The sequence below is a fragment of the Parafannyhessea umbonata genome, assembly GCF_900111255.1.
Lineage (GTDB): Bacteria > Actinomycetota > Coriobacteriia > Coriobacteriales > Atopobiaceae > Olsenella_J > Olsenella_J umbonata_A.
The window spans coordinates 332545-356894 of record NZ_FOGP01000001.1 but is presented as its reverse complement, the minus strand read 5'-3'; the positions used below and the strand labels follow the sequence as shown (position 1 = coordinate 356894).

At 66.2% G+C, this 24350-nt stretch carries 22 protein-coding genes; 7 read left to right on the top strand and 15 right to left on the bottom strand.

The window, feature by feature from the left end:
* Window positions 1-79: 79 nt before the first annotated feature.
* From BMY31_RS01530 to BMY31_RS01510, 5 genes are all read right to left on the bottom strand, one after another.
* Window positions 80-2164: an FtsX-like permease family protein gene (locus BMY31_RS01530; protein WP_091007614.1), complete on the bottom strand. Its 2085-nt coding sequence runs from the start codon at window positions 2162-2164 to the stop codon at window positions 80-82.
* Entirely contained in the window at window positions 2154-2924 is a 771-nt protein-coding gene (locus tag BMY31_RS01525; protein ID WP_078686518.1) for an ABC transporter ATP-binding protein, read from the bottom strand. The genes BMY31_RS01530 and BMY31_RS01525 overlap by 11 nt, the downstream gene beginning before the upstream one ends.
* Before the next feature lie 149 nt (window positions 2925-3073).
* A complete protein-coding gene (locus BMY31_RS01520; protein WP_091007612.1) occupies window positions 3074-4138 on the bottom strand; it encodes a sensor histidine kinase in 1065 nt (354 codons plus the stop codon).
* A gap of 1 nt (window position 4139) precedes the next feature.
* Window positions 4140-4802, bottom strand: coding sequence for a response regulator transcription factor (locus tag BMY31_RS01515; RefSeq protein WP_091007610.1), 663 nt, complete (start codon window positions 4800-4802; stop codon window positions 4140-4142).
* Window positions 4803-4890: 88 nt separating this feature from the next.
* Window positions 4891-7752: a CotH kinase family protein gene (locus tag BMY31_RS01510; RefSeq protein WP_091007607.1), complete on the bottom strand. Its 2862-nt coding sequence runs from the start codon at window positions 7750-7752 to the stop codon at window positions 4891-4893.
* 193 nt (window positions 7753-7945) lie between these two features.
* On the opposite strand from BMY31_RS01510, the gene BMY31_RS01505 reads away from it, so the two are divergent.
* On the top strand, window positions 7946-8842 hold the full coding sequence (locus BMY31_RS01505; RefSeq protein WP_091007604.1) for a hypothetical protein: 897 nt from the start codon (window positions 7946-7948) through the stop codon (window positions 8840-8842).
* Window positions 8843-8906: 64 nt separating this feature from the next.
* Here the strand turns inward: BMY31_RS01505 and BMY31_RS01500 are convergent, their stop codons facing one another.
* The 3 genes from BMY31_RS01500 to BMY31_RS08805 form a co-directional block, all read right to left on the bottom strand.
* Window positions 8907-9554: a DUF4867 family protein gene (locus BMY31_RS01500; RefSeq protein ID WP_180371323.1), complete on the bottom strand. Its 648-nt coding sequence runs from the start codon at window positions 9552-9554 to the stop codon at window positions 8907-8909.
* 113 nt (window positions 9555-9667) lie between these two features.
* Window positions 9668-10954 carry a sensor histidine kinase gene (locus BMY31_RS01495; RefSeq protein WP_091007599.1) on the bottom strand — a complete coding sequence of 429 codons (1287 nt, stop codon included), beginning with the start codon at window positions 10952-10954 and terminating at the stop codon, window positions 9668-9670.
* Window positions 10944-11645 (bottom strand): response regulator transcription factor, encoded by a 702-nt coding sequence (locus BMY31_RS08805; RefSeq protein ID WP_180371322.1) that lies wholly within the window; start codon window positions 11643-11645, stop codon window positions 10944-10946. Before BMY31_RS08805 ends, BMY31_RS01495 begins: the two co-directional genes overlap by 11 nt.
* A 211-nt stretch (window positions 11646-11856) precedes the next feature.
* Between BMY31_RS08805 and BMY31_RS01485 the strand changes: the two genes are divergently transcribed.
* From BMY31_RS01485 to BMY31_RS01460, 6 genes are all read left to right on the top strand, one after another.
* Complete coding sequence (locus tag BMY31_RS01485) at window positions 11857-13452, top strand: AMP-binding protein (RefSeq protein WP_091007596.1); 1596 nt, start codon at window positions 11857-11859, stop codon at window positions 13450-13452.
* 3 nt (window positions 13453-13455) lie between these two features.
* Complete coding sequence (gene dltB, locus BMY31_RS01480; protein ID WP_091007593.1) at window positions 13456-14616, top strand: D-alanyl-lipoteichoic acid biosynthesis protein DltB; 1161 nt, start codon at window positions 13456-13458, stop codon at window positions 14614-14616.
* A 2-nt stretch (window positions 14617-14618) separates the two neighbouring features.
* Window positions 14619-14879, top strand: a complete 261-nt coding sequence (dltC, locus tag BMY31_RS01475; RefSeq protein WP_078686508.1) for a D-alanine--poly(phosphoribitol) ligase subunit DltC — start codon at window positions 14619-14621, stop codon at window positions 14877-14879.
* A 40-nt stretch (window positions 14880-14919) separates the two neighbouring features.
* Window positions 14920-16299 (top strand): D-alanyl-lipoteichoic acid biosynthesis protein DltD, encoded by a 1380-nt coding sequence (gene dltD / locus BMY31_RS01470; RefSeq protein WP_091007590.1) that lies wholly within the window; start codon window positions 14920-14922, stop codon window positions 16297-16299.
* A gap of 18 nt (window positions 16300-16317) precedes the next feature.
* Complete coding sequence (locus BMY31_RS01465) at window positions 16318-16509, top strand: hypothetical protein (RefSeq protein ID WP_078686506.1); 192 nt, start codon at window positions 16318-16320, stop codon at window positions 16507-16509.
* Between the two features lie 255 nt (window positions 16510-16764).
* Window positions 16765-18441, top strand: a complete 1677-nt coding sequence (locus BMY31_RS01460) for a putative ABC transporter permease (RefSeq protein ID WP_091007588.1) — start codon at window positions 16765-16767, stop codon at window positions 18439-18441.
* Window positions 18442-18460: 19 nt separating this feature from the next.
* On the opposite strand, the gene BMY31_RS01455 is transcribed toward BMY31_RS01460, so the two are convergent.
* The 7 genes from BMY31_RS01455 to amaP all read right to left on the bottom strand — a co-directional run bounded on the left by BMY31_RS01455 (window position 18461) and on the right by amaP (window position 24317).
* Window positions 18461-19474: an acyltransferase gene (locus BMY31_RS01455; RefSeq protein WP_091007586.1), complete on the bottom strand. Its 1014-nt coding sequence runs from the start codon at window positions 19472-19474 to the stop codon at window positions 18461-18463.
* A gap of 5 nt (window positions 19475-19479) precedes the next feature.
* Complete coding sequence (locus BMY31_RS01450) at window positions 19480-20409, bottom strand: ribokinase (RefSeq protein WP_091007583.1); 930 nt, start codon at window positions 20407-20409, stop codon at window positions 19480-19482.
* A gap of 2 nt (window positions 20410-20411) precedes the next feature.
* Window positions 20412-21167: a type 1 glutamine amidotransferase gene (locus tag BMY31_RS01445; RefSeq protein WP_078686502.1), complete on the bottom strand. Its 756-nt coding sequence runs from the start codon at window positions 21165-21167 to the stop codon at window positions 20412-20414.
* The gene (locus BMY31_RS01440) at window positions 21160-22506 is read right to left on the bottom strand and encodes a Mur ligase family protein (protein WP_091007581.1); all 1347 of its coding nucleotides are present in this window, start codon (window positions 22504-22506) and stop codon (window positions 21160-21162) included. The genes BMY31_RS01445 and BMY31_RS01440 overlap by 8 nt, the downstream gene beginning before the upstream one ends.
* A gap of 2 nt (window positions 22507-22508) precedes the next feature.
* Entirely contained in the window at window positions 22509-23114 is a 606-nt protein-coding gene (locus BMY31_RS01435) for an Asp23/Gls24 family envelope stress response protein (protein ID WP_078686500.1), read from the bottom strand.
* 70 nt (window positions 23115-23184) lie between these two features.
* A complete protein-coding gene (locus tag BMY31_RS01430; RefSeq protein ID WP_091007579.1) occupies window positions 23185-23601 on the bottom strand; it encodes a DUF2273 domain-containing protein in 417 nt (138 codons plus the stop codon).
* Between the two features lie 2 nt (window positions 23602-23603).
* Window positions 23604-24317: an alkaline shock response membrane anchor protein AmaP gene (gene amaP, locus BMY31_RS01425; RefSeq protein WP_091007576.1), complete on the bottom strand. Its 714-nt coding sequence runs from the start codon at window positions 24315-24317 to the stop codon at window positions 23604-23606.
* Window positions 24318-24350: the final 33 nt, after the last annotated feature.

Sequence of the window (24350 nt, the reverse complement as noted above, 5' to 3'; positions counted from 1 at the left end):
GCGAGAAGAGCAAGGCGGCACCGGCCGGATGGTCGGTGCCGCCTTTGGCATATGGGTTCGCGTCGAGCGCGGGCCGCGATTACTTGTTCGAGAGCACGACGCTGCGAGAGGTGACGTAGGTCACGACGAAGTACGCGCAGTAGACGCCGATGAGGGCAACCACGAAGGGCACGAGGGCGACATCGAACGAGCGGATGCCGGTCTCCTCCACGACGAGCCCGACCTGCCCCAGGGCCACGAGGGAGTGGCAGCCCGCAATGACCAGGGGAATGAGGAAGAACGCCAGGCTCTGGACGAAGAGCGACTTGGACATCATGGACCTAGAGCAACCCAGCTCTGAGAGGACACGGTAGTTCTGGGCGGAGTCGGCGCAACCGGAGAGCTGCTGGATCGCCAGGATGGCCGCCACGGCGATGACGAGCACGAAGCCGATGTAGACGGCGAGGTACGCGATGATGCCGCTCAGGCCCATCGCGGCTTCCAACTGACCGGTGAACGTCACGAACTCGTGGCCCGTGTAGAAGTTGGTGCCGGAATCGGTCTCGTCGATCACGTCCGTCAGGGCCTCATCGGCCTTGGCTCCCCAGTCGTCTCCCGCTTTTGCATCCACGTTGTAGCGGCACGAGAGCGAGGAGCCGGCTGCCCGGGCGCCTTCGAGGAGGTTGTCGGGGACGACGACGATGCCCGTGTTGAAGACCGCGCCGCACATCGCGGCCGACCTGTCCACGAGAGGTTCGGACTCGACGGGGGTAAGCACTTCTCCCCCGACGGTGAAGGTGAGGCCCGAGGCGAGGGCGGAGCGGTAGAAATCCTTCAGCGTGTTGGAGCCATTCGAGGTGAGGATGTAGCCGCTCTGGCCAAGCGAGACCTCGGGCAGGCCCAGGTAGCGACGCTGGGCATTGAACTCGGACTCCTTGACGAACCAGATTGGGTAGTCGCCGAAGGTGAAGCTCGAGTAGTCGACGCCGGGTACGGGCAGGCCCGTGGAGTTCGCGACGTCGGCGACCGTGACGGCCCCGGTCTCGGGGAGGCTCTCGTAGTACGACATGCGCAGGACCGTGTCGGAGACGTCAGAGACGCTCATGCCACGCGACGCCAGCATCGCGTCGATGTCGGGAGTGGCGGGGGCGCCTGCGGGAGGAGTGCCCTGGGGGTCGCTCCTGACGTTGAAGTAGAGGTCGACTGGCATGTTCTGGCGGATCGCCTCCATCGCGGACTGGCAGATAGCGAGGCCACCGGTCATGCTGGTGATCGCGAGGAACAGCACCATGGAGACAACCGCCATAGAGGCGGAGACCGTGTTCACGCGAGAGGAAATCTGCCTCAGCGTGAATGTGTTGATGCCCCGCAGGTACGATCCGCGGAACGCCTTGCCCACGTAGAGCAGCAGGCCCGAGAGGGCGAAGCAGAGCGCTACGGTGCCCACGGTGACCATGAGCGTGGTGACGCCGAAGGCGGGCATCTCGTCTCCGCCGCCGACGGGAAGGCCGTCGTGAATGAGCCTGACGTACGACCAGCCGATGAGGCCGATCCCGATGACGCCCAGGACGATGCTCGCGGGCAGGCTGCGCACGCGCGAACTCTCGTTCTGGCGATGGGCGCCCATGAGGTCGATCAGCTTGACCTTGCGCAGGGCACGCAGGTTGAACAGCAGCGTGACCGCGAAAATCAGAAGGAAGCAGAAGAGCGTGAAGAGGGCCGCGTCGGTCGAGAACATGAAGCTGAAGTTGGTCACGCAGTCGTTGAACAGCGCCGCGGTGACGAAGACCAGCAGCTGCGACAGAAGGACGCCCAGGCCCAGGCCGACCAAGAACGACAGGGCCGACGCGGCGATGGTCTCGAAGAAGAGGATGAGGGACACCTGCCCCCTCGTGCAGCCAAGAAGCTGGTACAGGCCGAGCTCGCGCTTCCTGCGGCGCACCAGGTAGTTGTTGGCGTAGACCATGAGGAAGCCCAGCACGCACGCAAGGAAGACCGTCACGTAGCGTATGAGTATCCCGATGGACTTCACCATCTCGCGCGTGTCCTTCGAGAGGAAGCCCGCCTGGTTCGCGATGGTGTTGAACGCGTAGAACACGCAGACGCCCAGGACGAGCGTCACGAAGTAGACGGCATAGTCGCGCACGGACTTGCGGACGTTGCCCAGGGCAATCTTAAAGAGCATCGTCCATACCTCCCCCGATAGTGGCAACGACGCCCATGATCTGCGAGAAGAACTCCTTGCGCGACTGGTTGCCGTGGCGGAGCTCGGTAAAGATCCGACCGTCGCGGATGAACAGGACGCGCTGGCAGTAGCTCGCCGCAAAACTGTCGTGCGTGACCATAATGATGGTCGAGTTCAGCTGCTTGTTGAGGGCGTCGAAGCGCTCGAGCAGGAGTTTGGAGTTCTTGGAGTCGAGAGCTCCGGTGGGCTCGTCGGCCAAAACGAGCGTGGGATTTCCCACCATGGCGCGACAGGCTGCGACGCGCTGCTTCTGGCCACCGGAGACCTGGTAGGGGAACTTGTCGAGCACCTCGCTCACGCCGAGGGCGCGCGCCATGGCCTCGATGCGCTGGTCTATCTGCGGCACGGGGACGCGGGCGATGGAGAGGGGCAGGGCAACGTTCTCGCGGCAGGTCAGGGTGTCGAGGAGGTTGGAGTCCTGGAAGACGAAGCCAAGCTGCTCGCGGCGGAACTTGGCGAGGTCGCGCGACCTCATCTTCGTGACGTCGACACCACCCACGCTCACGACGCCCGACGTGGGACGGTCGATGGTGGCAATGCAGTTGAGCAGCGTGGTCTTGCCGGAACCGGAGGGTCCCATGATGGCGACGAACTCGCCGCGGTCCACGTCGAAGCTGACTCCGTCGAGAGCGCGCGTGGTGCTTCCGCGCTTGCCGCCGTACACCTTCTGGACGTCGGCCACTCGCAATGCGTTTGTCATCGTTAAAGCCTTTCTGATGTCGGTAGTTCCAGATGGCACGACATCATGATGCACGGAAGCGCGGCACGCTGCCATCGATGCTCCTTACGCCTTGGTGACACTTTTGTAAGGAAGCGTCTCCGCAGGTGAAAGGCACCGAGAATGCCAGCCTAGTCCAAGTAGTCCACGTAGTGGGACCTGTCGGCGGGAAAGGCCAGCGTGACGCGCGTCCACGAGCCGGGCTCCGACTCGATCGAGACGCCCAGTCCCATCTTGCCGCAGAGGCGCCTGGTCAGGAACAGGCCCAGACCCGTCGACTTGCTCTGTCCGCCCAGGCGACCGTTCTTGCCCACGAAGCCCTTGTCGAACACCCGCGGAAGGTCCTGGGGCTCGATGCCCAGTCCGTTGTCCTCCACGCGCAGAAGGACCAACTCCCTCGCCTCGCCGACTGAGTCGCGCGAGGCGAGGAGCCTCAGGCTCGGCGTACGGCTCGAGCCCTCCGGGGCACGGTACTTGGCCGCGTTCTCGAACAGCTGTCCCAGGATGAACGCAACCCACTTGGGATCGGCGAAGACCGGGACGTCAAGCCCTTCTCGCTCGACGGACATGCCCGCGTCGATAAGGGTGCGCGCATGGGCGCGCAGCGCATCCGAGACGATGTCCCGGAGCATGACCTCGCGGATGGAGTAGTCGCGGTCGACGGTGGCGGAACGGGCGTAGAAGAGCGCCTGCTCGACGTAGCCGTCGATGCGGATGAGCTCGCGGGATATGTCGGAGGAGACCTTGCCGGGGTTGTTGTCGACGATGAGGCGGGCGGCAGCTATGGGGGTCTTGGCCTCGTGCACCCAGGCCTCGATATACTCGCGGTACTCCGAGGCCTCCCTCATCGCGGACGTTGCGCGGGCGTAGCCCTCGCGCGAGACGGCGTCGAGCGCCTGCCAGCAGACCTTGCCCTCGGCAAAGCCAGGCTCCTCCACGAGGTCGCTCACCGCAAGGGCGTCGTCCGCCGCGTCGCCTACCGCGCGCGAAACCGAGCGCCAGAAGTCGGAACGCCTGCCGTAGTCGAGCACGAGCCCGAAGACCAGCGCGGCCAGCATGAGGGCGAGGACCAGGACGCGCACGTCCCTCTCGACCCCAACGCCCACGAGCACCACCCAGACCAGGAAGGCCGATAAGAGCGTGGGAACGACCATGAGAGTCCTGTCGCCCAGGTATCGGAAGAATCCCCAGCGCATGCTACACCGAGTAGCCCTGGCCGCGGTGTGTGACCAGATAGTCGGTGACGCCCAGTCTGGCGATCTTCTGGCGCAGGCGGTTCACGTTGACCGTGAGGGTGTTGTCGTCCACGAAGGCCCCGGAGTCCCAGAGCTCCTCCATCAGGGTCTCGCGCGGGACGATGGTCCCGCCAGCGCGCATGAGGGTGCAGAGTATGCGCAGCTCGTTCTTGGTGAGCTCGACGCTCTGGCCGTTCGCGCTTGCAAGCGAGCGCAAGGCGTCCACGCTCAGGCAACCGCTGGTGAGGACGGCGCCAGACATGCCGCCGGCACGGCGCAGCAGCGCGTCGATGCGCGCCAGGAGCACGTGGCTGCTGTAGGGCTTGGCCACGAAGTCGTCGGCGCCCAGCGTCATGCACATGACCTCGTCGACCTCGCCGGTGCGGCTGGTGACGACGATGATGGGGACGTCGGAGCGCGATCGGAGCTCCCGGCAGACCAGGGTCCCGTCCACGCAGGGAAGGTTGAGGTCAAGAAGGACCAGGTCGGGCGAGAAGGACAGTGTCGAGGCCGCGACATCCTCGGTCACGTCGACGGCGACGGCCTCGTGTCCGTTCTTCTGGAGCAGCTCCGCAAGGGCAGCGCGAATGGGCTCGTCATCCTCTACTATCGCGATGCGCGCCATGGTCCTCCCGTCAGTCGCCTGTTCGCAGCAATTATGGCACAGCGCGCAGGCGCGGCAAGGCGCGGGACGGGACGATCCGATGCTGCCGTCAGAGCGCCTTGCCCTTCCTGCCGTCATGCGGGAATCCGTCCATGCAGTAGTGGCGGTAGTACGAGGCGAGGTCGTCTCCGAACACGGCACGCAGGTCGGCGTTGTTGGCGCGGTAGTAGTTGACGTCGAAGTTGCGGCTCGCCGTCCTGCCCTCCGCCATGCCGTACTGCACGAAGTGCTGAAGGGCCTTGCCGTCATCGCCCTGTGCGTAGGTGCGGACGTCGGGGTTCATCTGGAGGTAGTAGCGTGCGTCGAAGACCAGGCCGTAGTCGAAGCCGTCGTAGCGCGTGCCGGTGTTGGCGGCCACGCGGCTGGTGAGCTTGGAAAGGCTCTGGTCGAACCAGGCCATGCGGTTCGAGAGCCAGTCCTTCAGGTACAGCACGTTGTCCTGCCACGTCGCCAGGGGCTTCATGGTGTTGCCAAAGTGGCTCAGGCCAAAGACGACCTCGTTCATGCGTTGGGACGCGGCAATCTCGCTCTGATAGCTCGAGATGCTGCGCAGGATCCCGGACGGACCCTTGGCGTCACCCGCGCCCAGGAGCACGTCTGCGACGAGCGGCCTGAGCTCCTGGGTGTAGAGCGTTCGCACCCGCGCCATGATCGTGGGGTTGCTCACCACCCACTCGCCACTCAGCAGGACGAGGTTCTGGTAGGAGCCGAACGCCGAGTCGCCCAGGTCGGTGCGGATGCCGTAGGCGCCGTCGAAGTCCCACAGGGGCGAGGCGACGAGGACGTTGCCGGAGCCCGTGGAGTCGGACGCCTTGTAGAAGTAGGTCGACGAGCAGAACGCGTCGATGTTCTTGGTGAACTCGCTCACCAGATAGGTCCTGGCAAGGGAGTCAAGTTCGAACGAGAAGCCCTCTCCCAGGTTGAACCTGCCGGCGGAAGCATTGTTGATGGCCTCCTGGACGGCCTCGCTGATGTAGCGCACGACGTTCTGCGAGGCGACCTCGGGACTCTTTACCACGAAGGTGCCGACGCTCGTGTCGAACCAGCACTTCTCGTTCTTGCCGTAGGCGGAGTCGATCTCGAGCAAGTAGCCGCCCGTGATGTCATCGGGATCGGCCACGCCCTGGGCGTAGTGGTACTCGTATCCGTACTTGTTCTTGGCGCTGGCAATCGGGGCGGCGTCGAGGTCAAGCGAGCCGTTGGCCTTCTCGATGGCCTTCTCGAGGTCGTCGATCTCGACGCGGCCGTCACCAATCTCGACCTTCTCGCACAGGACGTAGGTGCCGCGGTACTCGCCGTCGTAGTAGAGGTCGACGGGCTTGCTTTGCACCCCGACCATTCCCAGCTCGAGGGCAAGGTCGTACGAGATGGTGTTGTGCAGCAGCGTGGCATCGTCGGCGTTGGCAAGGAGGACCCACTTCTTCGCCTTGTTTGACTTGTCGCCGGTCTGCAGCAGGTCGGCCTTCTTGCTCAGCTTGACCTGGTAGGGTTTCTTGTCGCTGAAGGCCCAGGTTGAGTTGCCGCGCCCCTTGATGGTCGAGGCCTTGTCGCTCGCGGGGTCGTCCTCGTCGTAGACGACCTTGCCCTTAGCCGTGACCAGCCGGACCGAGACGGAGGCGCTGGTCGCGTGCGACGGGGACCCGTCGACGTAGGGACGCCCCTCCCCGTCGAGGTCGGCACTGCTTACGAAGAGCGCGTCGATGTTGGCGGAGCGCATGACCACGAGCGGGAACGCATAGCCCTTCTCGCCCACGCGCATGCTCAGGCTGAGCCTGCCGTCGGAGCCAAAGGAGCCCAGGGCATCCAGGCCGACCTCCGCGCCCGGCGCGACCTCGAGCCAGCCACCCCTCCCCTTCAGCTGGACCGTGCCCGCCCCGCAGCCCGGCAGGAAGGCGCTCAGGCGGACCGAGTCGCCCGCGAAGCTGGGAAGGAAGAGGTAGGTGACATTGTCCTTGACGGTCGAGACGACGCTGCGCGCCTCACCGGTCTTGGTGCTGACCTCGGCCACAAGATAGGCAGAGCGCTCGGCGTCGGCCGTGTCGAGCGCATACCACGCGACGCCCTCGAGCTGCCAGCCGCTGGCCTTCAGGCTCTGGTGCTCGAAGAGGCTCTGCGTGAAGTTGTGCGAGCCCACGGTCGCGTAGGGGTTGTACTCGCGGTAGACGGCAAGTCCGTCGGCACCGGCGGAGCGCCAGCCGACTCCCTCGTAGTTCCAGCCGGCGTCGCGGAGCATGTCGCGCTCGGCAGACGAGAGCGTGAAGTGGTGGTCGCCGGTAAAGGGGTTGTACAGGCGATAGACCGCATCGCCCTCCTCGGGCGCGACCCAGCCGACGCCCTCGTAGCTCCAGCCGATGCCGTGAAGGTGGTCGCGCTCGAGGGTGCTGGCAGTATAGAAGTGCTCGCCCGTATAGGGGTTGAAGAGTCGGTACATGTCGACGCCGTACGGAGCGACGGCGCGCTCGGGCTCGGCGACAGGATCCGAGGTCGCGGCAGAGGCGGAGCCGTCGGAGGCGGTAGCAAGCGGCGCGGTCGCTTGGGGTGTTTGAGACGCGGCCTTCGCATCCGCTGCGGCGGCAGGCTCGAAGCCGTCGTCCGGGGAGGGATCGCCGGCCGTGGGGACCGAGTCCTCCCGTGCCGTGGGCAAGCCCTTCTCTTCGGACTCGCCCGCATTGCCCCGATCGGCCGCGGCCTGCGCGGCGGGCGTCGAAGCGGATGCGTCAGGGGCGGCCGCTACCTGGGCCGGTGCGGTGAGGGCCTGCTGCGACTCGACGGAGCCCGCCTCGGCGGCGCGTGCGGGAGTCGCGGCAAGCGCGCCCGTCAGGCCGACGGTCGCTGCGAACGTTACGGGAATGACAACGCGGGCGACGCTGGCCGTGGGACGGCGGGGCGCTGCGGCGGAGGGACGGACCATGGAAAGAGCTCCTCAGACGGATAACGCGTGCGTAGCAAAGCCCCATAGAGACTAGCGCATGCGGGGCGTTTGCACACGTAAAACTACGCAAACGCAGATACTCGACAATGCTGGGAGCATACTTTTTGGGCGGCGCCCATGGCCTTGGGGTATGGTAGGGAGCGAACACACGCCCGCAAGAGACAGGAGCGCCATGTCCGATCAGCCCACCAACGCCGAAAAGACGGCCCAGCAGGCCTACGACGACTGGAGGAGGGGAGTCCGCTGGACGCTGGGATGCCTTGCCGCGTTCCTGTTCGTGGCCCTCATCGGCTGGGACAGGGTGGAGGTCGCCACGCATGGATGCTCAGGCGTGGTAACCGTCTGGGTGTGGTGCGCTCCGCTAGCGCTGACGCTGCTGGGCTGCTTCATGGCGATGGCGTTCCTCGCCATGCTCAAGAACGGCATCCGGAAGGTCCTCGACGGGGACTGCGATGCCCAGAAGATGCTCGAGGTCGCCGCCATCTGCCTTGACCGCACGCACCTCCCGGCCTCGCGGCGCAGATCCAAGTGCCTCTACGCCGTCTGCTCGCACGAGCTCGGATACAACGACGTCGCGTTCCAGTGGGCCAACGAGGTCATCTGCGACGCCGGGGCAAGCCTCTCGCAGAGGCTCTCGGCCCTCTCGGTAATCGGGGCCGTATACGGGGCCGCCGGCAAAGCCGAGGAGCTGCGTCGCGTCCGTGACGACGCCGCGGCATGCGTGGCGCGCAGCAGGGTGAGGGGCCAGGCGCTCGAGAGCCGCCAGAACATCGTCCGCGCAATGGATGCGCGCCTTGCCCAGCTCACCGGAGACGCCAACGCCTGGCGCACGCACCTTGAGCGCGAGAGCATGGGAGCGTCACAGCAACGCATGCGCGTCCACGCGACGTTCCAGCTCGCGATCCAGTACGAGAGGGACGCCCGGGAGGCCAGGGCCACAGGCGACGAGGCGCGCGCCCGCGAGCTCGAGGCCATCGCAGGCGAGAAGTACGCCCGCGTCGCGCGCTTCGGGGGCACCCTTGCCTGCGCACGACAGGCACATGCCTGGCTGGACGCCAGACAGGCGTAGGCAGAACCGATCGCGGGCAGGCAGGGCTGGGCGCTTCTCCCCTGGCGGCACGAGAGCCTCTTCCCTAGCGCTCGAGGTCTTCGGGACCGAGGTTCTTACCGATAAGGCCCACGTAGGCGCCGGCCGTGGCGTCGTCGGTGCCCTCGCAGGTGACGACCCACTTGTCGTTCTTGAAGAGGATCCTGCCGTCGCCGTAGCCCGGCTGGTCAGCGGGGTCGCTGAGCCCCGTGCCCTTGGGCAGCGCCGCGAGCATGGTGAGCGCGCCTTCGGGGTTGTCGCCCATGGGCGCGTAGTGGAGCGTGCCCGCAAAGAGCTCGACCATCGTGTTGGCGGGGACCAGGTACGCCACGGCGTCCTCGGTACGCATCGTAAAGTCGGGACCCAGCTGGTCGCGCGTGCCCAGGAACATGATCACGTCGCGCGACGGCAGGTTGAACTCGCTCGCGCGATGGTACTCCAGGCTGTTCATCCGCAGGTTGTGGCCGGATATGAAGCCAAGCTGAACGGGATTCTCGCCAAACAGGGCACTTGCCAGCTGATGCGCGCCCGGAAGGGCCCAAAGCTCGGGCGCGTCGGGAACGTAGCCCATCCCCTCGGGCACGGGATGGGCCTCCATCACGTCCACGATGCCCCTCACCAGGTCGGACGGCACGTCGTTCCAGACCCTGCCATAGCGCGCGAAGCTCTTGTCAAAGCACGAAGCGACCCTCATGTGCTCTCCTCTCGGCCGTAGCGAAACCAAGGCAGAGCGTAGGGCACGCGTCCGTGTCGCCTCCCGCGACATTTGTCAGCGTCCGCTCGCGCAAGGCGGGCGGCGTCGGATGCCTAGACGACCAGCTCCACGGTGAGTCTGCCACCCACGCACGTCGCCGAGACGCGGCCGCCGTGGGCTCGGGCGATCCCGCGCACGACCGAAAGGCCGATGCCGTGCCCGCCCGCGTATGAGCGCGCGCCGTCCGACTTGTAGAAGCGGTCGAACAGCTCGGGATGGGGGCCCTCGGCCATGCCCGCGACGTCGTTGGTGACGGCGATGCTCGCCAGGCCCGAGGCGGAGCTGACGGACAGCTCGACGCGTGCGAAGTCGGGAGAGTGCTTGAACGCGTTGTCGAGCAGGATGGACAGCGCCTGCTCCATCATGGCGGTGTCCGCGTAGGCGACCACGTTGGGCTGGATGGCAAACGAGAAGGACTTGCCCTTCGACTGCGCGACCGCCTCGAAGTCCTCGGCAAAGCCCATGGCCACGGTCGAGACGTCGACGTCGCCCAGGCTGAGGGAGCGCTCCCCCTCCTCCACCTTCGCGAGGGCGACCAGCTTGTCGGTAAGGTCCTCGAGACGCTTGGCCTGGTGGTGGACGCTGCGGGTCCATTCGCTCTCGCCGCTCTCGATCTCGATCACGTCCATGGCCGAGGTGATGACGCTGATGGGTGTGCGCAGCTCGTGGGAGGCGTCGGTCACGAACCGCCGCTGGCGCTCCTGGGCCTCCTCGAGGGGCCGGGTGACCCAGAGGATCAGGGGAATCTCCAGAAGCGCGAAGATCAGCAGACCCAGAAGGCCCATCATGATCGAAGCGTAGCGGAACGAGTCGAAGTAGAAGAGGTCGTCGTAGGCAAAGTAGAAGATGATCATCGTGCCGTCGCCCATGGGGACGACGCGATAGCGGTAGACGCCGTCGAAGCCCTCCATCTGGCCGCTGGCGATCACCTCGTTGGCCATGGCCTCCGCGGCGTCGGTGTCCACCGACGCGATGCTGCCCATGTTCGCGTCGACGATCTCGCTGCCGTCGTTGAACGTAACGGTGAAGTACCGGGCGTTGTAGGGAATCTCCTCGAGCGCGACGTCGTTCAGGCGCGTATTGAACCCCTGGTTGGCGTCAAGGTCGTCGTCGGTGATGCCGGCATCGGCGCTCAGGACGCCGCCCTTCGCCTCGATCAGGTCGACGACCGTGTCCACCTGGACAAGGACGTTGTTCCAGACCACCAGGTCGAGCGCCGCCACAACGACTGTCAGGACCAGGGCCGTCGCGACGATGGCCGTCAGGTGCATCTTGCGGCGCATGCGCCCGATCGATCCGCCGTAGTCGCGCTTGAGCCACTCGATGAGCCTACTGCGCATGGTCGTCCCCCTCGGGGGCGCTCAGGCGATAGCCCAGGCCGCGCGCGGTGACGATGTCGACCGTCGAGCCCAGGGAGCGCACCTTCTTTCGCAGGTTCGAGACGGTCACGTAGATGGCGCTCGACTCGGTGTCGCTCAGAATGCCCCACACCTCGCGACGAAGCTGCTCCAGCGTCGTGAGCCCCGAGCCGTGCGCGAACAGGATGGCCGCCACCTTGAGCTCGTTGGCGGTCAGGGACTCGCTCGCAACCCCGCACAGGAGCAGCGAGTCGCCCTCGTCGAGCCGAAGGTCGCCAAAGGCCGGGCGCTTGCGTACGGCGCCGGGGCTCGTGTGGGTTATCGCGCGGATGCGAGCCAGGAGTTCCTTGGCCGCAAAGGGCTTTACCAGGTAGTCGTTGGCTCCGGCGTCGAGGCCCGTAACGCGGTCGTCAATCTCGGCACGGGCCGTTAGCATCATGACGGGAAGGTCCCTCCCCTTCTGGCGCAGCGTCCTCAGCACGGTGAGCCCGTCCACCTTGGGCATCATGATGTCCAGTATGGCCAGGTCGTAGCTCTGGCAGTCAAGCTTGTACAGGGCCTCCTCGCCGTCGGCGGCAGCATCGACCTCGTAGCCCGCGTGAGCCAGGATCGCGCACAGCGCACGCGAGAGCTCGGCCTCGTCCTCGGCCAGCAGCAGCCTCATCGGCTCCATGGCGCCTCCCATCACTATACCGTCGCATGCGCGTCGGGCAGCCCGCCGGCATGCGCCTCCTCTCCACCATCCTACCGTGAGAGTGACCATATTTGTGGACGTGCGCACACACATAGATTCGGCTTAGGTTCGTTCCGTAGCATGGCCAATCGTCGGCGGGACATCGCTGCCCCCGACAAAGCGACCCTCCGCCTACGAGTCAGGAGCAAAGATGAACAACGCAGCAGAGAAGAACGTCAACGTTCTGCTCGACAGGGTCTGCCAGACCGCCCAGACGACACCCCAGGCTCCGGCATACCGCCGACTGGGCTCCGAGCCCGTCAGCTACGCGTCCCTGTGGGAGACGTCGGGCAAGGTCGCGGCACTTCTCGCCCAGCTCGCCCCCAACCGCATGCCCGTCGTGGTCTTCGGCAGCAAGGGCCCTCTCATGGTCGAGGCCTTCCTGGGCTGCCTTCGCTCCGGCCACGCCTACGTGCCCGTCGACGGCTCCATGCCCCTCGCGCGCCTGACCGACATCGCCGCGCAGCTCGAGGCCTGCTGCCAGAGCCCCGTCCTGGTGCTCGCCTGCGACCAGGCCTGCGCCCGTGCCGTCAGCGAGACCGAGCTCACATTCGCCGACCTCGCCAGCTGCCTCGACGGCATCGAGGCCCCCTCTCCCGCGCAGGCCGGGGGCGAGCGCGACCAGTGGGTCGGCGGCGAGGACACCCAATACCTCATCTTCACGTCGGGTTCGACCGGAAGGCCCAAGGGCATCGAGGTCAGCGCCACCGACGTCGACAACTTCGTGGGATGGCTCGAGGGCTTCCCCACCATCCGCGAGGGCGGGCGCACCTTCATGGATCAGGCCCCCTACAGCTTCGATTTGAGCGTGTACCAGCTGGCGGGTGCACTGGCGACCGGCGGGTGCCTGTACGCGATCTCGCCCGAGGCCTCGCATGACTACGCCCTCCTCTTCGAGGAGCTGCGCGACGCCGACCCCGACGTCTGGGTCTCCACCCCGCCCTTTGCGGACCTCTGCCTGGTCGACCACTCCTTCGGAAGCGAGCTCATGCCCAACGTGGGACTCTTCCTCTTCTGCGGCGACACGCTGCGCCACCGCACCGCGCAGAGCCTGAGGGAGCGCTTCCCCAAGGCCCGCGTCGCCAACACCTATGGCCCCACCGAGTCGACCGTCGCCGTCACCTACTGCGAGATCGACGACGACATGCTCGCCTCCAAGGACGCCCTGCCCGTAGGCTTCGCGCGCCCCGGCACCGAGCTGCGCATCATGCGCCGCGCCGAGGACGGCGTCCTTCTGGACGAGTGCGAGGCCGGCGAGACCGGCGAGATCGTCATCGTGGGCGACACCGTCGCCAAGGGCTACCTGGGCGACCCCAAGAAGACCATGGCCGCCTTCGACGAGGACCGTCTCTCGGACGGCACGACCTGCCGCAGCTTCCGCACCGGCGACCTGGGTCATCTGGGCCCCGACGGCAACCTCCACTACGAGGGCCGCATGGGCTCGCTCGTGAAGGTCAACGGCTTCCGCATCGAGTTGGGCGACGTCGAGAACTCCATCGCCGGTCTGGGCGGCATCAAGTCCTGCGCCGTCGTCCCCGTCGAGCGCGGGGGCAGCATCACCTCGCTCAAGGCGTTCGTCGTGCTCGACCACAAGGTGCCCGCGGCCGACGAGTCTCCCCGCGAGCTCCGCCGCCGCCTCGCCGAGCGCGTCCCAGCCTACATGGTCCCGCGCTCCATCAAGGTGCTCGACGACATGCCCCTGACCAACAACGCAAAGATCGACCGCAAGACCCTGATTGCAGGCTAGAACATGACGCTCTTCTCGGACCCCTCGTTCTTCATACTTCTGTCCGGCATCATCGCCGGCGCCGCCGCCCTGGGACTCACGGGGCACTCGCTCAAGCGCTACGGCCTGGTGACCTCCCTGCTCATGCTGGGCCTGGCCTTCTTCCCGACGCCCGTGCAGGGGCTCGCGGCCGCGCTGCACGTGGCAATAGCACTCGTGGCACTGCGCGTCCTTTTGCGCGACCCAAAGGGCAAGGCGCGCTTCCGCCTCTGTCTGGCCGCCGTGCTCGCCCCGCTGGTCATCTACAAGGTCGGCGCCGTCTTCGGCCAGAACCTCCTGGGCTTTTTGGGCATCTCGTACCTGACCTTCCGCGCCGCCCAGATGCTCATCGAGGCCCACGACGGGATCATCAGGGAAGCGTCCCAGCTGGACACCCTGTACTTCCTCGTGTTCTTCCCCACCTTCACCTCGGGGCCGATCGACCGCAGCCGCCGCTTCCAGGAGGACCTCGACCGCCCCATCGAGCGCTCGGAGTACGCCGAGATGCTCGCCAAGGGCATCCTGCTCATCATGGGCGGCATGGTCTACAAAATCGTGTTCGCCGCGGTGTGCAACCGCTACAACGTGGCCGAGGCGTGGGATGCGACGAACTTCTGGTTCTCGCTGCTCATCCAGGTCAAGAACTGCTACGCCTACGGCCTGTACCTGTTCTTCGACTTCGCCGGATACTCGATGATGGCCATCGGCACCAGCCTGTGCCTGGGCATCCGCACGCCGCGCAACTTCCACGCGCCCTTCCTGGCGACGAGCATCAGCGACTTCTGGAAGCGCTGGCACATCACGCTCTCCGAATGGCTGCGCGACTTCGTCTTCATGCGCCTGCTGCGCGGCCTCATGCGCCGCAAGACGTTCAAGAGCCGCCTGACCACCTCGCAGGTCGCCCTGATTTGCAACATGACACTCATGGGCGCCTGGCACGGTCTCACGCCCGACTACCTGCTCTACGGCCTCTACCACGGGCTGCTCCTGGCGGCGAACACCGCGTGGGAGAAGGGCGCCTTCCACAAGCGCCACCGTCACCAGACGTGGTACCGCGTCTGCTCTTGGTTCGTCACCATGCAACTTGTATTCTTTGGCTTCGCCCTGTTCTCCGGGCAGCTGTCCAAGCTCGTGAAAGGAGCATAACCATGTCTGAAGCAACCGCATCCGCCGAGACGCTAGACAAGATCATCGACCTGCTCGAGGAGGTCAGCGGGGAGGACGACGTCCGCGACCACCTGGACGAGGACCTCTTCGACCTCGGCTACCTCGACTCCATGGGGGCCGTCGAGCTCCTGCTCGCCATCGAGGACGAGATGGGTGTCTCCATCGCCCCCACCGAGGTCCCGCGCGAACAGATGAACACCGCGAATCTCATCGCATACCAGGTCGAGCAGAGGCTCGGCTAGGCAGCGCGCACGCAACGATCCAATTCGCATCGGAGTTTCCATGAGCACCACCGCCACGAACACAGACAAGAGGCAGGACGCGGCCGCGGCCCCGGAGGGCACGCCCCTCTCGCCTGAGCCCTCCATGGTCCGCAGGACCTTCCTCGCCGCCACGGCAGGGGGCCTGGCAACGCTGGGGGCAGGCCTCGCCGCCACAAACGCCCTCGTGCTCCCCCAGGCCGTCGAGAACTACAACGACGGGGTCGACGCGGACCAGTGGCGCCTGTTCGACTACGTCTACGGCAACACCAAGTCCGAGTCCTGGGAGTTCACGGCCACCAACATGTCGCGCACGGGCAGGCTCTGCTTCGGCTCGTCTGAGTTCCACTACTCCGCGCCGCTCATCCCCCAGTGCCCGCAGGCCGTGTTCGGCGAGCACAACACCGGCGTCGACCTGACCTACGTGGGCGAGGCCTACGACCAGTCGCTGTGGAACGCCATCGCCGCCGGCGCCTACGCCCAGGCCGACATCCCCAATCGCGACGTGGCGCTGTTCGTCTCTCCGCAGTGGTTCTTCAGGGGCAACGGCGCCCAGAAGAAGTTCAAGTCGAAGTTCTCCTACGAGCTCTACCGCGCGTTCTGCGACAACACGCAGGTCTCCGAGCAGACGCGCTCCTACGTGCATGACCGCCTACTTGCCCTGGGCATCGACAAGGCCACCCTGGCCGACTGCGAGCAGGCGACCCCCATCGACGAGCTGAACGACCTCGTCATCCACGCGCAGAAGGACGCCAAGCTGCGTCTGGGCATCAACGACCTCGTCAGCCAGGCGCCCCTGTTGTCCGAGGAGCGCAGGAGCGGCACCTGGTCCGGAGAGCCCGACTGGGACGCGCTCCTGGCACAGGCCGACGAGACGGGCTGGCAGATGAGCGCCAGCAACGACATGGGCATCTACAACGACTACTGGAAAGCGCACTCTAAGCAGGTCGGCGAGTACAAGCAGAGCTTCGACGACGCCGAGCTCGAGTTCGCGGACTTCCAGGCGCTGCTGGACGTCTGCCGCGAGGCGGGCCTGAGTCCCATCGTCGTGCTGATTCCAATGCACGGCGCCTGGTACGACGACCGCGCCTACATCGACGTGGACGAGCGCCAGGGTTGGTACGACCGCATGATCGACATCTGCGACCAGAACGGCCTGCCCTATGCCGACTTCCAGAGCTGCGAGTACGAGCGCTACTTTTTCTGCGACACGGTCCACCCCGGCTGGAGGGGCTGGGTTCGCATCGAAAAGGCCCTCTACCACCACTTCCTGGGACAGGACGACGAGTTCCTGGGCGGCAAGGGCCACGGGCAGGTGACGGGCCAGGGACTCGTCACCATGGGCGACCAGGCCAAACAGCAAGAGCAGCAGACCGCAGCCGACGGCTCGGACCGGCAGTAGGAAGAAAGCGAGAAGGACATGTCATCCTCGAAGGAGTTCACTCCCCTTGCGGACGCCAAGGAGCGCGTCCTGGCCTATGGAAACAGCCACTGGCGCCTGAGGTGCCTCGGGGCGGCGCTGCTCGTGGTCCTCATGGGAGCGCTGCTGGTGTGGTTCACGTCACTCTCCGGCTTCAACGAGCCCGCGCAGTTCGTCTACGCGGGGTTCTAGGGCGCGCGACGGCCACGGGGCCGCGCACCCATCGACAGGCACGCCACTCGGGGCCGCCTCTGCGCGGCTCCTCTTCATGGCGCGTCCCCGCATCGCTTGCCATGGCGCACCCACCGGCCGTCTGGCATTAGACGCGGCGCCCAACAGCGCTTTTGGCATGGTACATTTGTAAGAAAGTTACATAGCGGCGTTTTCGTCAATCATCTGGCGAAGGCCGTCCAGACACGCAACCCCCACCGCAAGAGGGAGGGCATCATGTCGGCTCGACACATGGCGCAGGGCACGCGACCCAAAGAGACCGCTCGGCTCAACCCCCACGCGAAGCACCCCGCAGCAGTAGAGCCCAAGATGCCCATGCCAGGCCTGCTCAAGTTGATCGTCGCGCTGATCGCCCTTAACCTCATTGCCTGTGCGACGTCGATCGCACTCTGCGTCCTCCAGGGGGAGGCCGCCGCGACCCTCCCCGACGCCATCGTGGGATGCGTGCTCGACCTCGGCCTCCTCGTCGGCGTGATCAGGCGCCAGCCCAACGCGAGGACCATGGGCGTGACGCTGCTTGCCATGAGCATCACGTTCTCGGTGGCGTCCTACGCGGGGACCGCCTCCCCCAACCTCCTGGAGATCGTGGGCGCCAACATTCCCGACCTGCTGCTCCTGCTCTACTTCGCCACGTCGACCAAGTTCAAGATGTACCTGGGCATCATTCCGTCGACCTATAGGGTCGACGGGCGCGGCCTCAGGATATCGCCCAAGACCGGCCGTCCCTATACCCCCGGCATATTGAAGGCGTTCTGCGTCTACCTCACACTGGGGTCGTTTTTCCTGCTCATGACCCTCGTTGCCACCTCGCGCGACATAGTCTCCTACAGTCCCACGCTCCTTCTGCGCTTTGCCGACCTCGTCTTTACGGCGCTCTTCCTGTGGATGACGGTCAGGCACCTGCGCGTGGGACGCGCATGGATCGTCTTCTTCACGCTGTTCAACATGGGCGTCGGGACGCTCGGCCTCTTCGTCACGGGAGAGCTCGAGCCCATCACGCAGGCCGTCAGCATGGTTCCCGACGCACTTCTCCTTGCCTACGCGCTCTTCTCGAGGAAGCTGCGTGGATTCTACACCGAGGACTTCACCCTCGAGCTCGACCGCGAGCTGAGCGAGGACTCCAGCGACCCATGGCACTACAAGATCAGCCGGCGCGGCTGGCCCTTCGTGCGAAACCTGGCAATCTACTACTGCGTGTTCTCGCTCATGGGCCACTGGATGGAGTGCGCGTTCTGCACGCTCATCCGCCTGGGCCTGGTGCACGGCGACTTCGACCCGTCCAACACCATGCTGTGGCGTGACTGGTTCTACCCCTTCCCCATGGAGGGCCTGGCCGTGGTGGGCATCGCGCTGGTGCTCCACCCGCTGTGGCAGTGGCTGCGTCAGCACATCCGCAACAACGTGCCCGTGTACCTGCTGAGCTTCCTGGCGAACATGGCCTTCTGCACCGCCATCGAGTACGTGATGGGACAGTTCGTCAACGCAGACCTGCAGCTCTGGAACTACTCCGACATGCCCTTCAACTTCCAGGGCATGATCTGCCTCCAGAACGCCGTGGGCTTCGGCCTCGTCGCGAGCCTCATCGCCTGGATCGTCTACCCGGTCATGGAGTGGTACATCGCCCGCATACCGCACAACGTCATGAGCGTGGCCTTCGTCGCCATCCTGGCCGCCTATGCCATACCGCAGACGCTCTACCTGACAGACCCGCCCGTGCCCGCAGAGGTGTCGCTCCGGCAGATACTGGACGACCCCGACTCGACGGACGAGGAACGCGCCGAGGCGCAGAGGGACCTTGACAAGCTCGGGGAGCTCGAGCGCCAGAAGGAGGAGGCGCACGCGCAGATCGAGGCGCAGAAGGCAGCCGAGAAGGGCGCGGGCAACCAGCCCTAGCGCCTCGCGCAGGCGCGCGCTACAGCTTGCTCGCGAACGGTGGCAGGAGCCTGAGGAGGCGCGTCAGGACGACGGAGCCCGCGACCCCCACGACGACGATGGTAAGCTGCAGGACGGGAAGCGGCAGCGTCACGAGCGCCGGCACGCGCAGGATGACGTGACCGAAGAGCGGGTGCAGCAGGTAGATGCCGAAGCTGTCACGAGCGAGGGCGCGAGCGAGCCCGCGCTCGCGCATCGGCCGCTCAAGAAGGGACCTGATCGCGACGAACGCCAGCACCGAAAAGGGCAGCGCGAACGCGTACTCCGGAAGCGCCAGCTGGCTTGCCAGCTCGGGGTCGAAGGCGAAGGCCACGAGGTTCGCGGCGAGCGCGAGGGCGCCCGCGCCGATCACCTTGGCGTCGAGCTCAAGATAGTTGCTGGCGTAGTAGCCCGCCAGGTAGTAGACCACGGGCGAACCCGTGCCCAGGAACGCATAGAGCTTCGTTCCCGCCACGAGGTCGATCGTGGGCGCCACGCACAGCAGCGCATAGCCCACGAGCGCGACTATCGCAAGGTCTCGCTGCGTGGCGACCCTGACGTAGGCAGAGAGGATCGGCGTTATCAGGTAGAGCCCGATGAGCGCGTAGACGTACCAGAGGTGCCCCCACGAGAGCCCCTGGAGCAGGTTCAGGAAGGCCGCCTGGAAGGTCAGCAGCCCGTAGAAGCCGAAGCTCGCGACCAGTTCCATGACGCAGAAGGCAAAGCCTATGGTCAAAAGGATGAAGGCCATTCTCCAGACGTAGCGCCCGACCTTCTCGAGCGTCATCTGCCGGCCCGGGTCGAGCAGGAGCGCACCCGACACCATGAAGAACACCGGGACGGCCCAGCGCGTCAGGGGCACGCAGAGGACGTCCTCCGCCAAGAAGAGCGCGGCATTCCCCTGATGAAGCTCGGGCACGAGCCTGGTGGCCACGACCGCATGGAGACATACGACGGCGAGGGCACCCAGTACCCTCGCCCACTCGTAGCTCTGTATTGTCTTGCGCTCGGACATCGAGCCTACTTCAGGCCGCCGTGCTCGGCGACGAAGGACTCGACCTCGTCCCACGTGGGCATTGCCGCCTGGGAGCCAACCTTGCCGACGCAAAGCGCGGCGCAGGCGGAGGCGTAGACCATGCTCTCGCGCAGGTCGCCGCCAAAGGCCAGGTGCGCGACGAGCTCGCCCAGGTAAGCGTCGCCCGCACCCGTGGTGTCGACGGTGTCCACGCGGTAGGTCGGGATCTTTACGTACTTGTCGTCGATGAGGGCTACCGAGCCGCGGCGGCCGAGCGTGATGACGGCGTTCTTGACGCCCTGGGCGTCGAAGTACCACAGGGCGTTCTCGCGGGCCTCGTCGTTGGTGGGGTCGATGCCCGTCAGGAGCTCGCACTCGCTCTCGTTGACGCAGAGGAGGTCGAGGGCCTTGTAGACCTCGGCGGGGATGCTGCGGGCGGGGCTTGCGTTGAGGACCGTGTAGAAGCCGTTGCGCTTGGCGCACAGGATCGACTGCATGGTGGTCTCGAAGTCGCCCTCGAGCTGGGTCAGGAAGATGTTGCCGGTGCCGGAGAGGCCGTGGATGGCGGCGCGAACCTCCTGGTAGGTTATCGAGGCGTTAGCTGCGGGATCGACGACGATGCGGTTGTCGCCCTCGGCGCGGATGACAACCGCGCGGCCCGTCTGCTCGGTCTCGGAGACGCTGACGTTGGTGCAGGCCACGCCGTGGCGCGCGAGGGAGGCCACGAGCGCGCGGCCCTCGGGGTCGTCGCCGACCTTGCCGACCATGAAAGTGTCGGCGCCCATGCGCGCCGCGGCGACGGCCTGGTTGCCGCCCTTGCCGCCGGGCGTCGTGAGGAACTTGTCGCCGATCTCGGTCTCGCCGCGACGAGGGACGGTGCGGCACTGGACGGACATGTCCATGTTCAGGCTACCGAACACGATTACCTTATGCATAGCTACTGCTCCTCTACCTCGCCCGCCATCAGGCGGTCGTACATTGCCTTGTTTGCCGAGAGTTCCACCGCGTCGTCGAGCGGCTCGAGCTCATCTATACCATACTTCCGCTCCATCGCCCGCGCGATGAGATAATCCACGACGCCCGGGTTCTTGGGGAAGAGCGGTCCGTGCACGTAGGTTCCCACGACGTTGTGGTACAGGCAGCCCTCGAAGCCCGAGACGCCGTCGTTGCCGTGGCCGTAGACCACCTTGCCCAAGGGCTCGACGTCGGGTCCCAGGTGCGTGCGGCCGCCGTGGTTCTCGTAGCCCACGATGGGCTGCTCGCAGATGCGGCTCTCCACCACGATGTTGCTTATCAGGCGTGGGTCGCCGCGATCGGTGTAGAGGTCCACGAGCGAGAGGCCGGGGACCTTCTCGTCGCCCATGAGGTAACTCTCGCCCAGAAGCTGGTAGCCACCGCAGACGGCCGCGAGTGCACCGCCGTCCTCCACGAACGCCTTGAGCTCCGCGCGCTCTGCCAGGAGCTTGTCGCAGACGATCTTCTGCTCGCGGTCGGAGCCACCGCCGATGAAGACCAGGTCGACGTCGGCGAACGAGGGCCTGTCGTCTACGTGGACCTCGACGACCTCGGGTATGATGCCGCGCCACTCCAGGCGCTTCCTGAGCACGAGGATGTTGCCGGAGTCGCCGTAGAGGTTCAGGAGCTCCGGGTACAGGTGGGCGATGCGCAGCGAGCGCTTGCCATGCCTAGTCATTGCTCACCCCCACCCTCTCGAGCGTCGCCTTGGCGGGCCAGAGCGCCGAGTAGTTGGTCAACACGTAGAGCGGACGGTCCTTGGGCAGGCTCGCCGCCTGGGCAAGGGCACCCTCGACCAGGGGCGCGATGTCGGCCTCGATGCCGGCGTACTTCATGCGCACCTGGACGTCGCCCGCGCGCGTGCCGCCGCAGATGGCAGTGAGCTCCGCCTGCCCGGCGAGGCGCTCGAAGTCGACGTCCCAGATCCAGGAGATGTCCTTGCCGTCGTTGAAGTTGTCGTTGATGGCGAAGTAGAGCGCCTTGGGGCGCTCGTCCGCCAGAAGGAGCGAGAGGTTCTGGTTGAAGCCCGTGGGGTTCTTCGCCAGGTTCAGGATGACCTCGCGGCCATCGACCACGAAGTGCTGCAGTCGGCCGTTGCGCGGGTTGTAGTCGTCGATGGCGCCTTGGAAGGAGCCTGCACCGACGCCCGCGAGACTTGCCGCGGCGAAGGCCGCGAGCAGGTTGTAAACCATGTACACGCCACCGAAGCCCGCACTGATGTGCGAGCGTTTGCCGTCGTGCACGACATCGAACTCGACGCCCTCGCGGGTGACGCGCACGCCCGTGGCGCAGAAGTCCAGCTGCGGTCGGCAGAAGTCGCACTTGGGGCACGAGAACTTGCCCATCTGGGCGTAGGCGCGGTACTCGTACTCGAGCTCGGCGCCGCAGGCCTGGCAGAAGCGCGCCTCGGGGACGCGGTCGGCCGGAAGGTCAAGGTCTTCTCCGATGCCGAAGGTCAGGACGCGCGTGCCGCTCTTGCGCGCACGCAGCGCGACGCCCATGCACAGCGGGTCGTCGCCGTTGGCGACCAGCACGGTGTTGGGAGACGATGCGAGCGCCGCAGCGATGGTGTCCTGCACGTGGTCGATCTCGCCCGCACGGTCAAGCTGGTCGCGAAAGAGGTTGAGAAGGACCATGTACCTGGGCCTGAGACCCGGAAGGATGTGCACGGTGGAAAGCTCGTCGGCCTCGATGACGGCCCAGTCGGCGGAAGATCCGGGAAGGAGCGCCGAAGCGACGCCGGCGGCCATGTTGGCCCCAGCGCGGTTGCACAGCACGCGCTGGTGGCAGGACTCGATGGCCGCAGCAAGGACGTTGTTGGTGGTCGTCTTGCCGTTGGTGCCGCAGACGACGATCGCGCCCCTGCCCAGCTTGTGGGAGAGGTCGGCGATCAGGTTGCGATCAAGCGCCAGGGCGACGCGGCCCGGCAGCTGCGAGGCGTTGCGGCGAAGCACGCCGTGCAGCCCCCAGTGCGTCAGGCGCCCGGCGCCGACGGCTATGGCGGTGCTTAGACTCACGGCTACTCCTCGACCTCGGGCTCGACGGCGGTCTCGGGGAGCTCGCCGGCGGGCTCGTCGCGGGCCTCGCCGCGACGGGCGGCGACCTCGTCGGCAGTGAGGACGTCCTCGATTCGCAGGTTGACGCCGGCGACGGAGAGCCCCGTCATGCCGGTGACCTCGCGCACGACGGCCTTCTTCACGTCCTCGAAGACCTGCGGCGCATAGGCGCCGTACTCGATCAGCACCGAGATGTTCACACGAACGGCGGCGTCGGGGGTCACCTCGACGGTGACGCCCTTGCGCGGGTCGGAGGCGCCAATGGCGTCCTGCACGCGGTTGAGCCAGCCGCCCTTCATGCCGATGACGCCGGGAACCTCGCGCATCGCGATGGCCACGATCTTCTCGATGACGCCATTGGAGAAGGTGAGCGAGTCCTCGCTGTCCTCGTCGGCATCGACGTCCTCATCGTCCGGCTCGGCCGCGGGGACGACGCCCTCGTCGACGGGCTCGGCGGAGGCCTGGGTCAGGGTCTCGACCTCGACCTCGGGCTCGGCGGGGGCCTCGGCTGCTGGTGTTCCCTTGAGCTCGACGGCCTCGGACTTGGCGGACTTTGCTTTGTTACTCATGCAATCCCCTCTCGGAGGTGATGGTGTTTCCGCTCGGCCGATCGGCTTGGGCGCCGTCGGTCACGCGCGGCTAGTTGTTGTCACCGAAGAACTTGCGGACGGCATTGGCGACGGTAGGGTCACCGTCGACGTACTGGCCTATGGCGAAGCCCACGACGATGCAGATGGTCACGAACAGCGCCTGCCAGAAGCCGATCACGAAGATGAGCACGGCAACGAGCAGGCCGAGAAAGGCGCCGAAGACCGCGTGCTCGTGGCCGGGGAAGTTCTGGCTCAGCCAGTCGCCCACTGCCGTGCGCGCGCCCTTGAACGGGTTGCCCTTGCGTGACGGGCCCGCGCCGGGATCGCCACCCTCGTCCTGGTCGACGTACTCGGCCTCGACCGCCACGGTGGCGTCAGCGGCCTTGCCGCCCGCCGCGGTGGGCTTGGACTCCTTGTGGCCCTCGTCGCCGCTCTCGATAGAGAGCTTTGGCTTCTTCTCTGCCATGGCTACTCCTCCCCCATGGGTGTGTCGTCTGCGTTTGAGCTGTTGTAGCGTGCCATGGGCACGGTGATCTCAGAGGTGTCGGAGGGAGAGGCGGCCACGGCCGGTCCGTCCCCATCCTGCGCGACTGCGGGAACGTCCGCGGCGGGCGCGTCCACGCCGCTGGCGTCGGCATCTGCCTCGGCCTCGATCTCGGAGGTCGGCACGTACTCGACGGCGTCACCGAACTCGAGGTCGACGGCATCGACGTTCTCGCCAACGATGGTGGTCAGGCCCTCGACCAGGCGCTCGTGAAGCTCCGACCCTGCCTCGACGACGTCAACGGTGGCGCTGGGCTGGACGCGGGCGGCAACGCACACGTGGCCGTGCTTGCGGAAGCGGACGCTCACGCGACGGGCGACGAAGGTGCCGTCCTCCTCGATCACGTGCGTGGCCTGGGAGGCGATGGCGTCGCGGGTGACCGTGACCTGGTCGCCGTCGGCCTTGGAGACGATGACCGTCTTGCGGTTGCGCGTGAAGATGGAGCGCAGCAGGCAGACAAGAAGCCCGAATGCCGTGATCGCGACGAGCACCTGCGCCGCGACGTAGTACTCGTCGACGCTCAGGAGCGCCGTTGCCTCGTCTTGCCAGGGTCCGTACCACGGCAGCACGAGGGCGGCAAGCGCCAGCAGTCCGGCCAGGCCGAAAACGAACAGGCTCAGCCGCTTGAAGAAGCCCATCTTCGATACCTCCAAGTCCCCAACCGAGGAAGA

Bases quoted from the DNA above. Each gene is read 5' to 3' on its own strand.
- BMY31_RS01530 (WP_091007614.1), bottom strand. From the start codon at position 2,164: ATGCTCTTTAAGATTGCCCTGGGCAACGTCCGCAAGTCCGTGCGCGAC.
- BMY31_RS01525 (WP_078686518.1), bottom strand. From the start codon at position 2,924: ATGACAAACGCATTGCGAGTGGCCGACGTCCAGAAGGTGTACGGCGGC.
- BMY31_RS01520 (WP_091007612.1), bottom strand. From the start codon at position 4,138: ATGCGCTGGGGATTCTTCCGATACCTGGGCGACAGGACTCTCATGGTC.
- BMY31_RS01515 (WP_091007610.1), bottom strand. From the start codon at position 4,802: ATGGCGCGCATCGCGATAGTAGAGGATGACGAGCCCATTCGCGCTGCC.
- BMY31_RS01510 (WP_091007607.1), bottom strand. From the start codon at position 7,752: ATGGTCCGTCCCTCCGCCGCAGCGCCCCGCCGTCCCACGGCCAGCGTC.
- BMY31_RS01505 (WP_091007604.1), top strand. From the start codon at position 7,946: ATGTCCGATCAGCCCACCAACGCCGAAAAGACGGCCCAGCAGGCCTAC.
- BMY31_RS01500 (WP_180371323.1), bottom strand. From the start codon at position 9,554: ATGAGGGTCGCTTCGTGCTTTGACAAGAGCTTCGCGCGCTATGGCAGG.
- BMY31_RS01495 (WP_091007599.1), bottom strand. From the start codon at position 10,954: ATGCGCAGTAGGCTCATCGAGTGGCTCAAGCGCGACTACGGCGGATCG.
- BMY31_RS08805 (WP_180371322.1), bottom strand. From the start codon at position 11,645: ATGGAGCCGATGAGGCTGCTGCTGGCCGAGGACGAGGCCGAGCTCTCG.
- BMY31_RS01485 (WP_091007596.1), top strand. From the start codon at position 11,857: ATGAACAACGCAGCAGAGAAGAACGTCAACGTTCTGCTCGACAGGGTC.
- dltB (WP_091007593.1), top strand. From the start codon at position 13,456: ATGACGCTCTTCTCGGACCCCTCGTTCTTCATACTTCTGTCCGGCATC.
- dltC (WP_078686508.1), top strand. From the start codon at position 14,619: ATGTCTGAAGCAACCGCATCCGCCGAGACGCTAGACAAGATCATCGAC.
- dltD (WP_091007590.1), top strand. From the start codon at position 14,920: ATGAGCACCACCGCCACGAACACAGACAAGAGGCAGGACGCGGCCGCG.
- BMY31_RS01465 (WP_078686506.1), top strand. From the start codon at position 16,318: ATGTCATCCTCGAAGGAGTTCACTCCCCTTGCGGACGCCAAGGAGCGC.
- BMY31_RS01460 (WP_091007588.1), top strand. From the start codon at position 16,765: ATGTCGGCTCGACACATGGCGCAGGGCACGCGACCCAAAGAGACCGCT.
- BMY31_RS01455 (WP_091007586.1), bottom strand. From the start codon at position 19,474: ATGTCCGAGCGCAAGACAATACAGAGCTACGAGTGGGCGAGGGTACTG.
- BMY31_RS01450 (WP_091007583.1), bottom strand. From the start codon at position 20,409: ATGCATAAGGTAATCGTGTTCGGTAGCCTGAACATGGACATGTCCGTC.
- BMY31_RS01445 (WP_078686502.1), bottom strand. From the start codon at position 21,167: ATGACTAGGCATGGCAAGCGCTCGCTGCGCATCGCCCACCTGTACCCG.
- BMY31_RS01435 (WP_078686500.1), bottom strand. From the start codon at position 23,114: ATGAGTAACAAAGCAAAGTCCGCCAAGTCCGAGGCCGTCGAGCTCAAG.
- BMY31_RS01430 (WP_091007579.1), bottom strand. From the start codon at position 23,601: ATGGCAGAGAAGAAGCCAAAGCTCTCTATCGAGAGCGGCGACGAGGGC.
- amaP (WP_091007576.1), bottom strand. From the start codon at position 24,317: ATGGGCTTCTTCAAGCGGCTGAGCCTGTTCGTTTTCGGCCTGGCCGGA.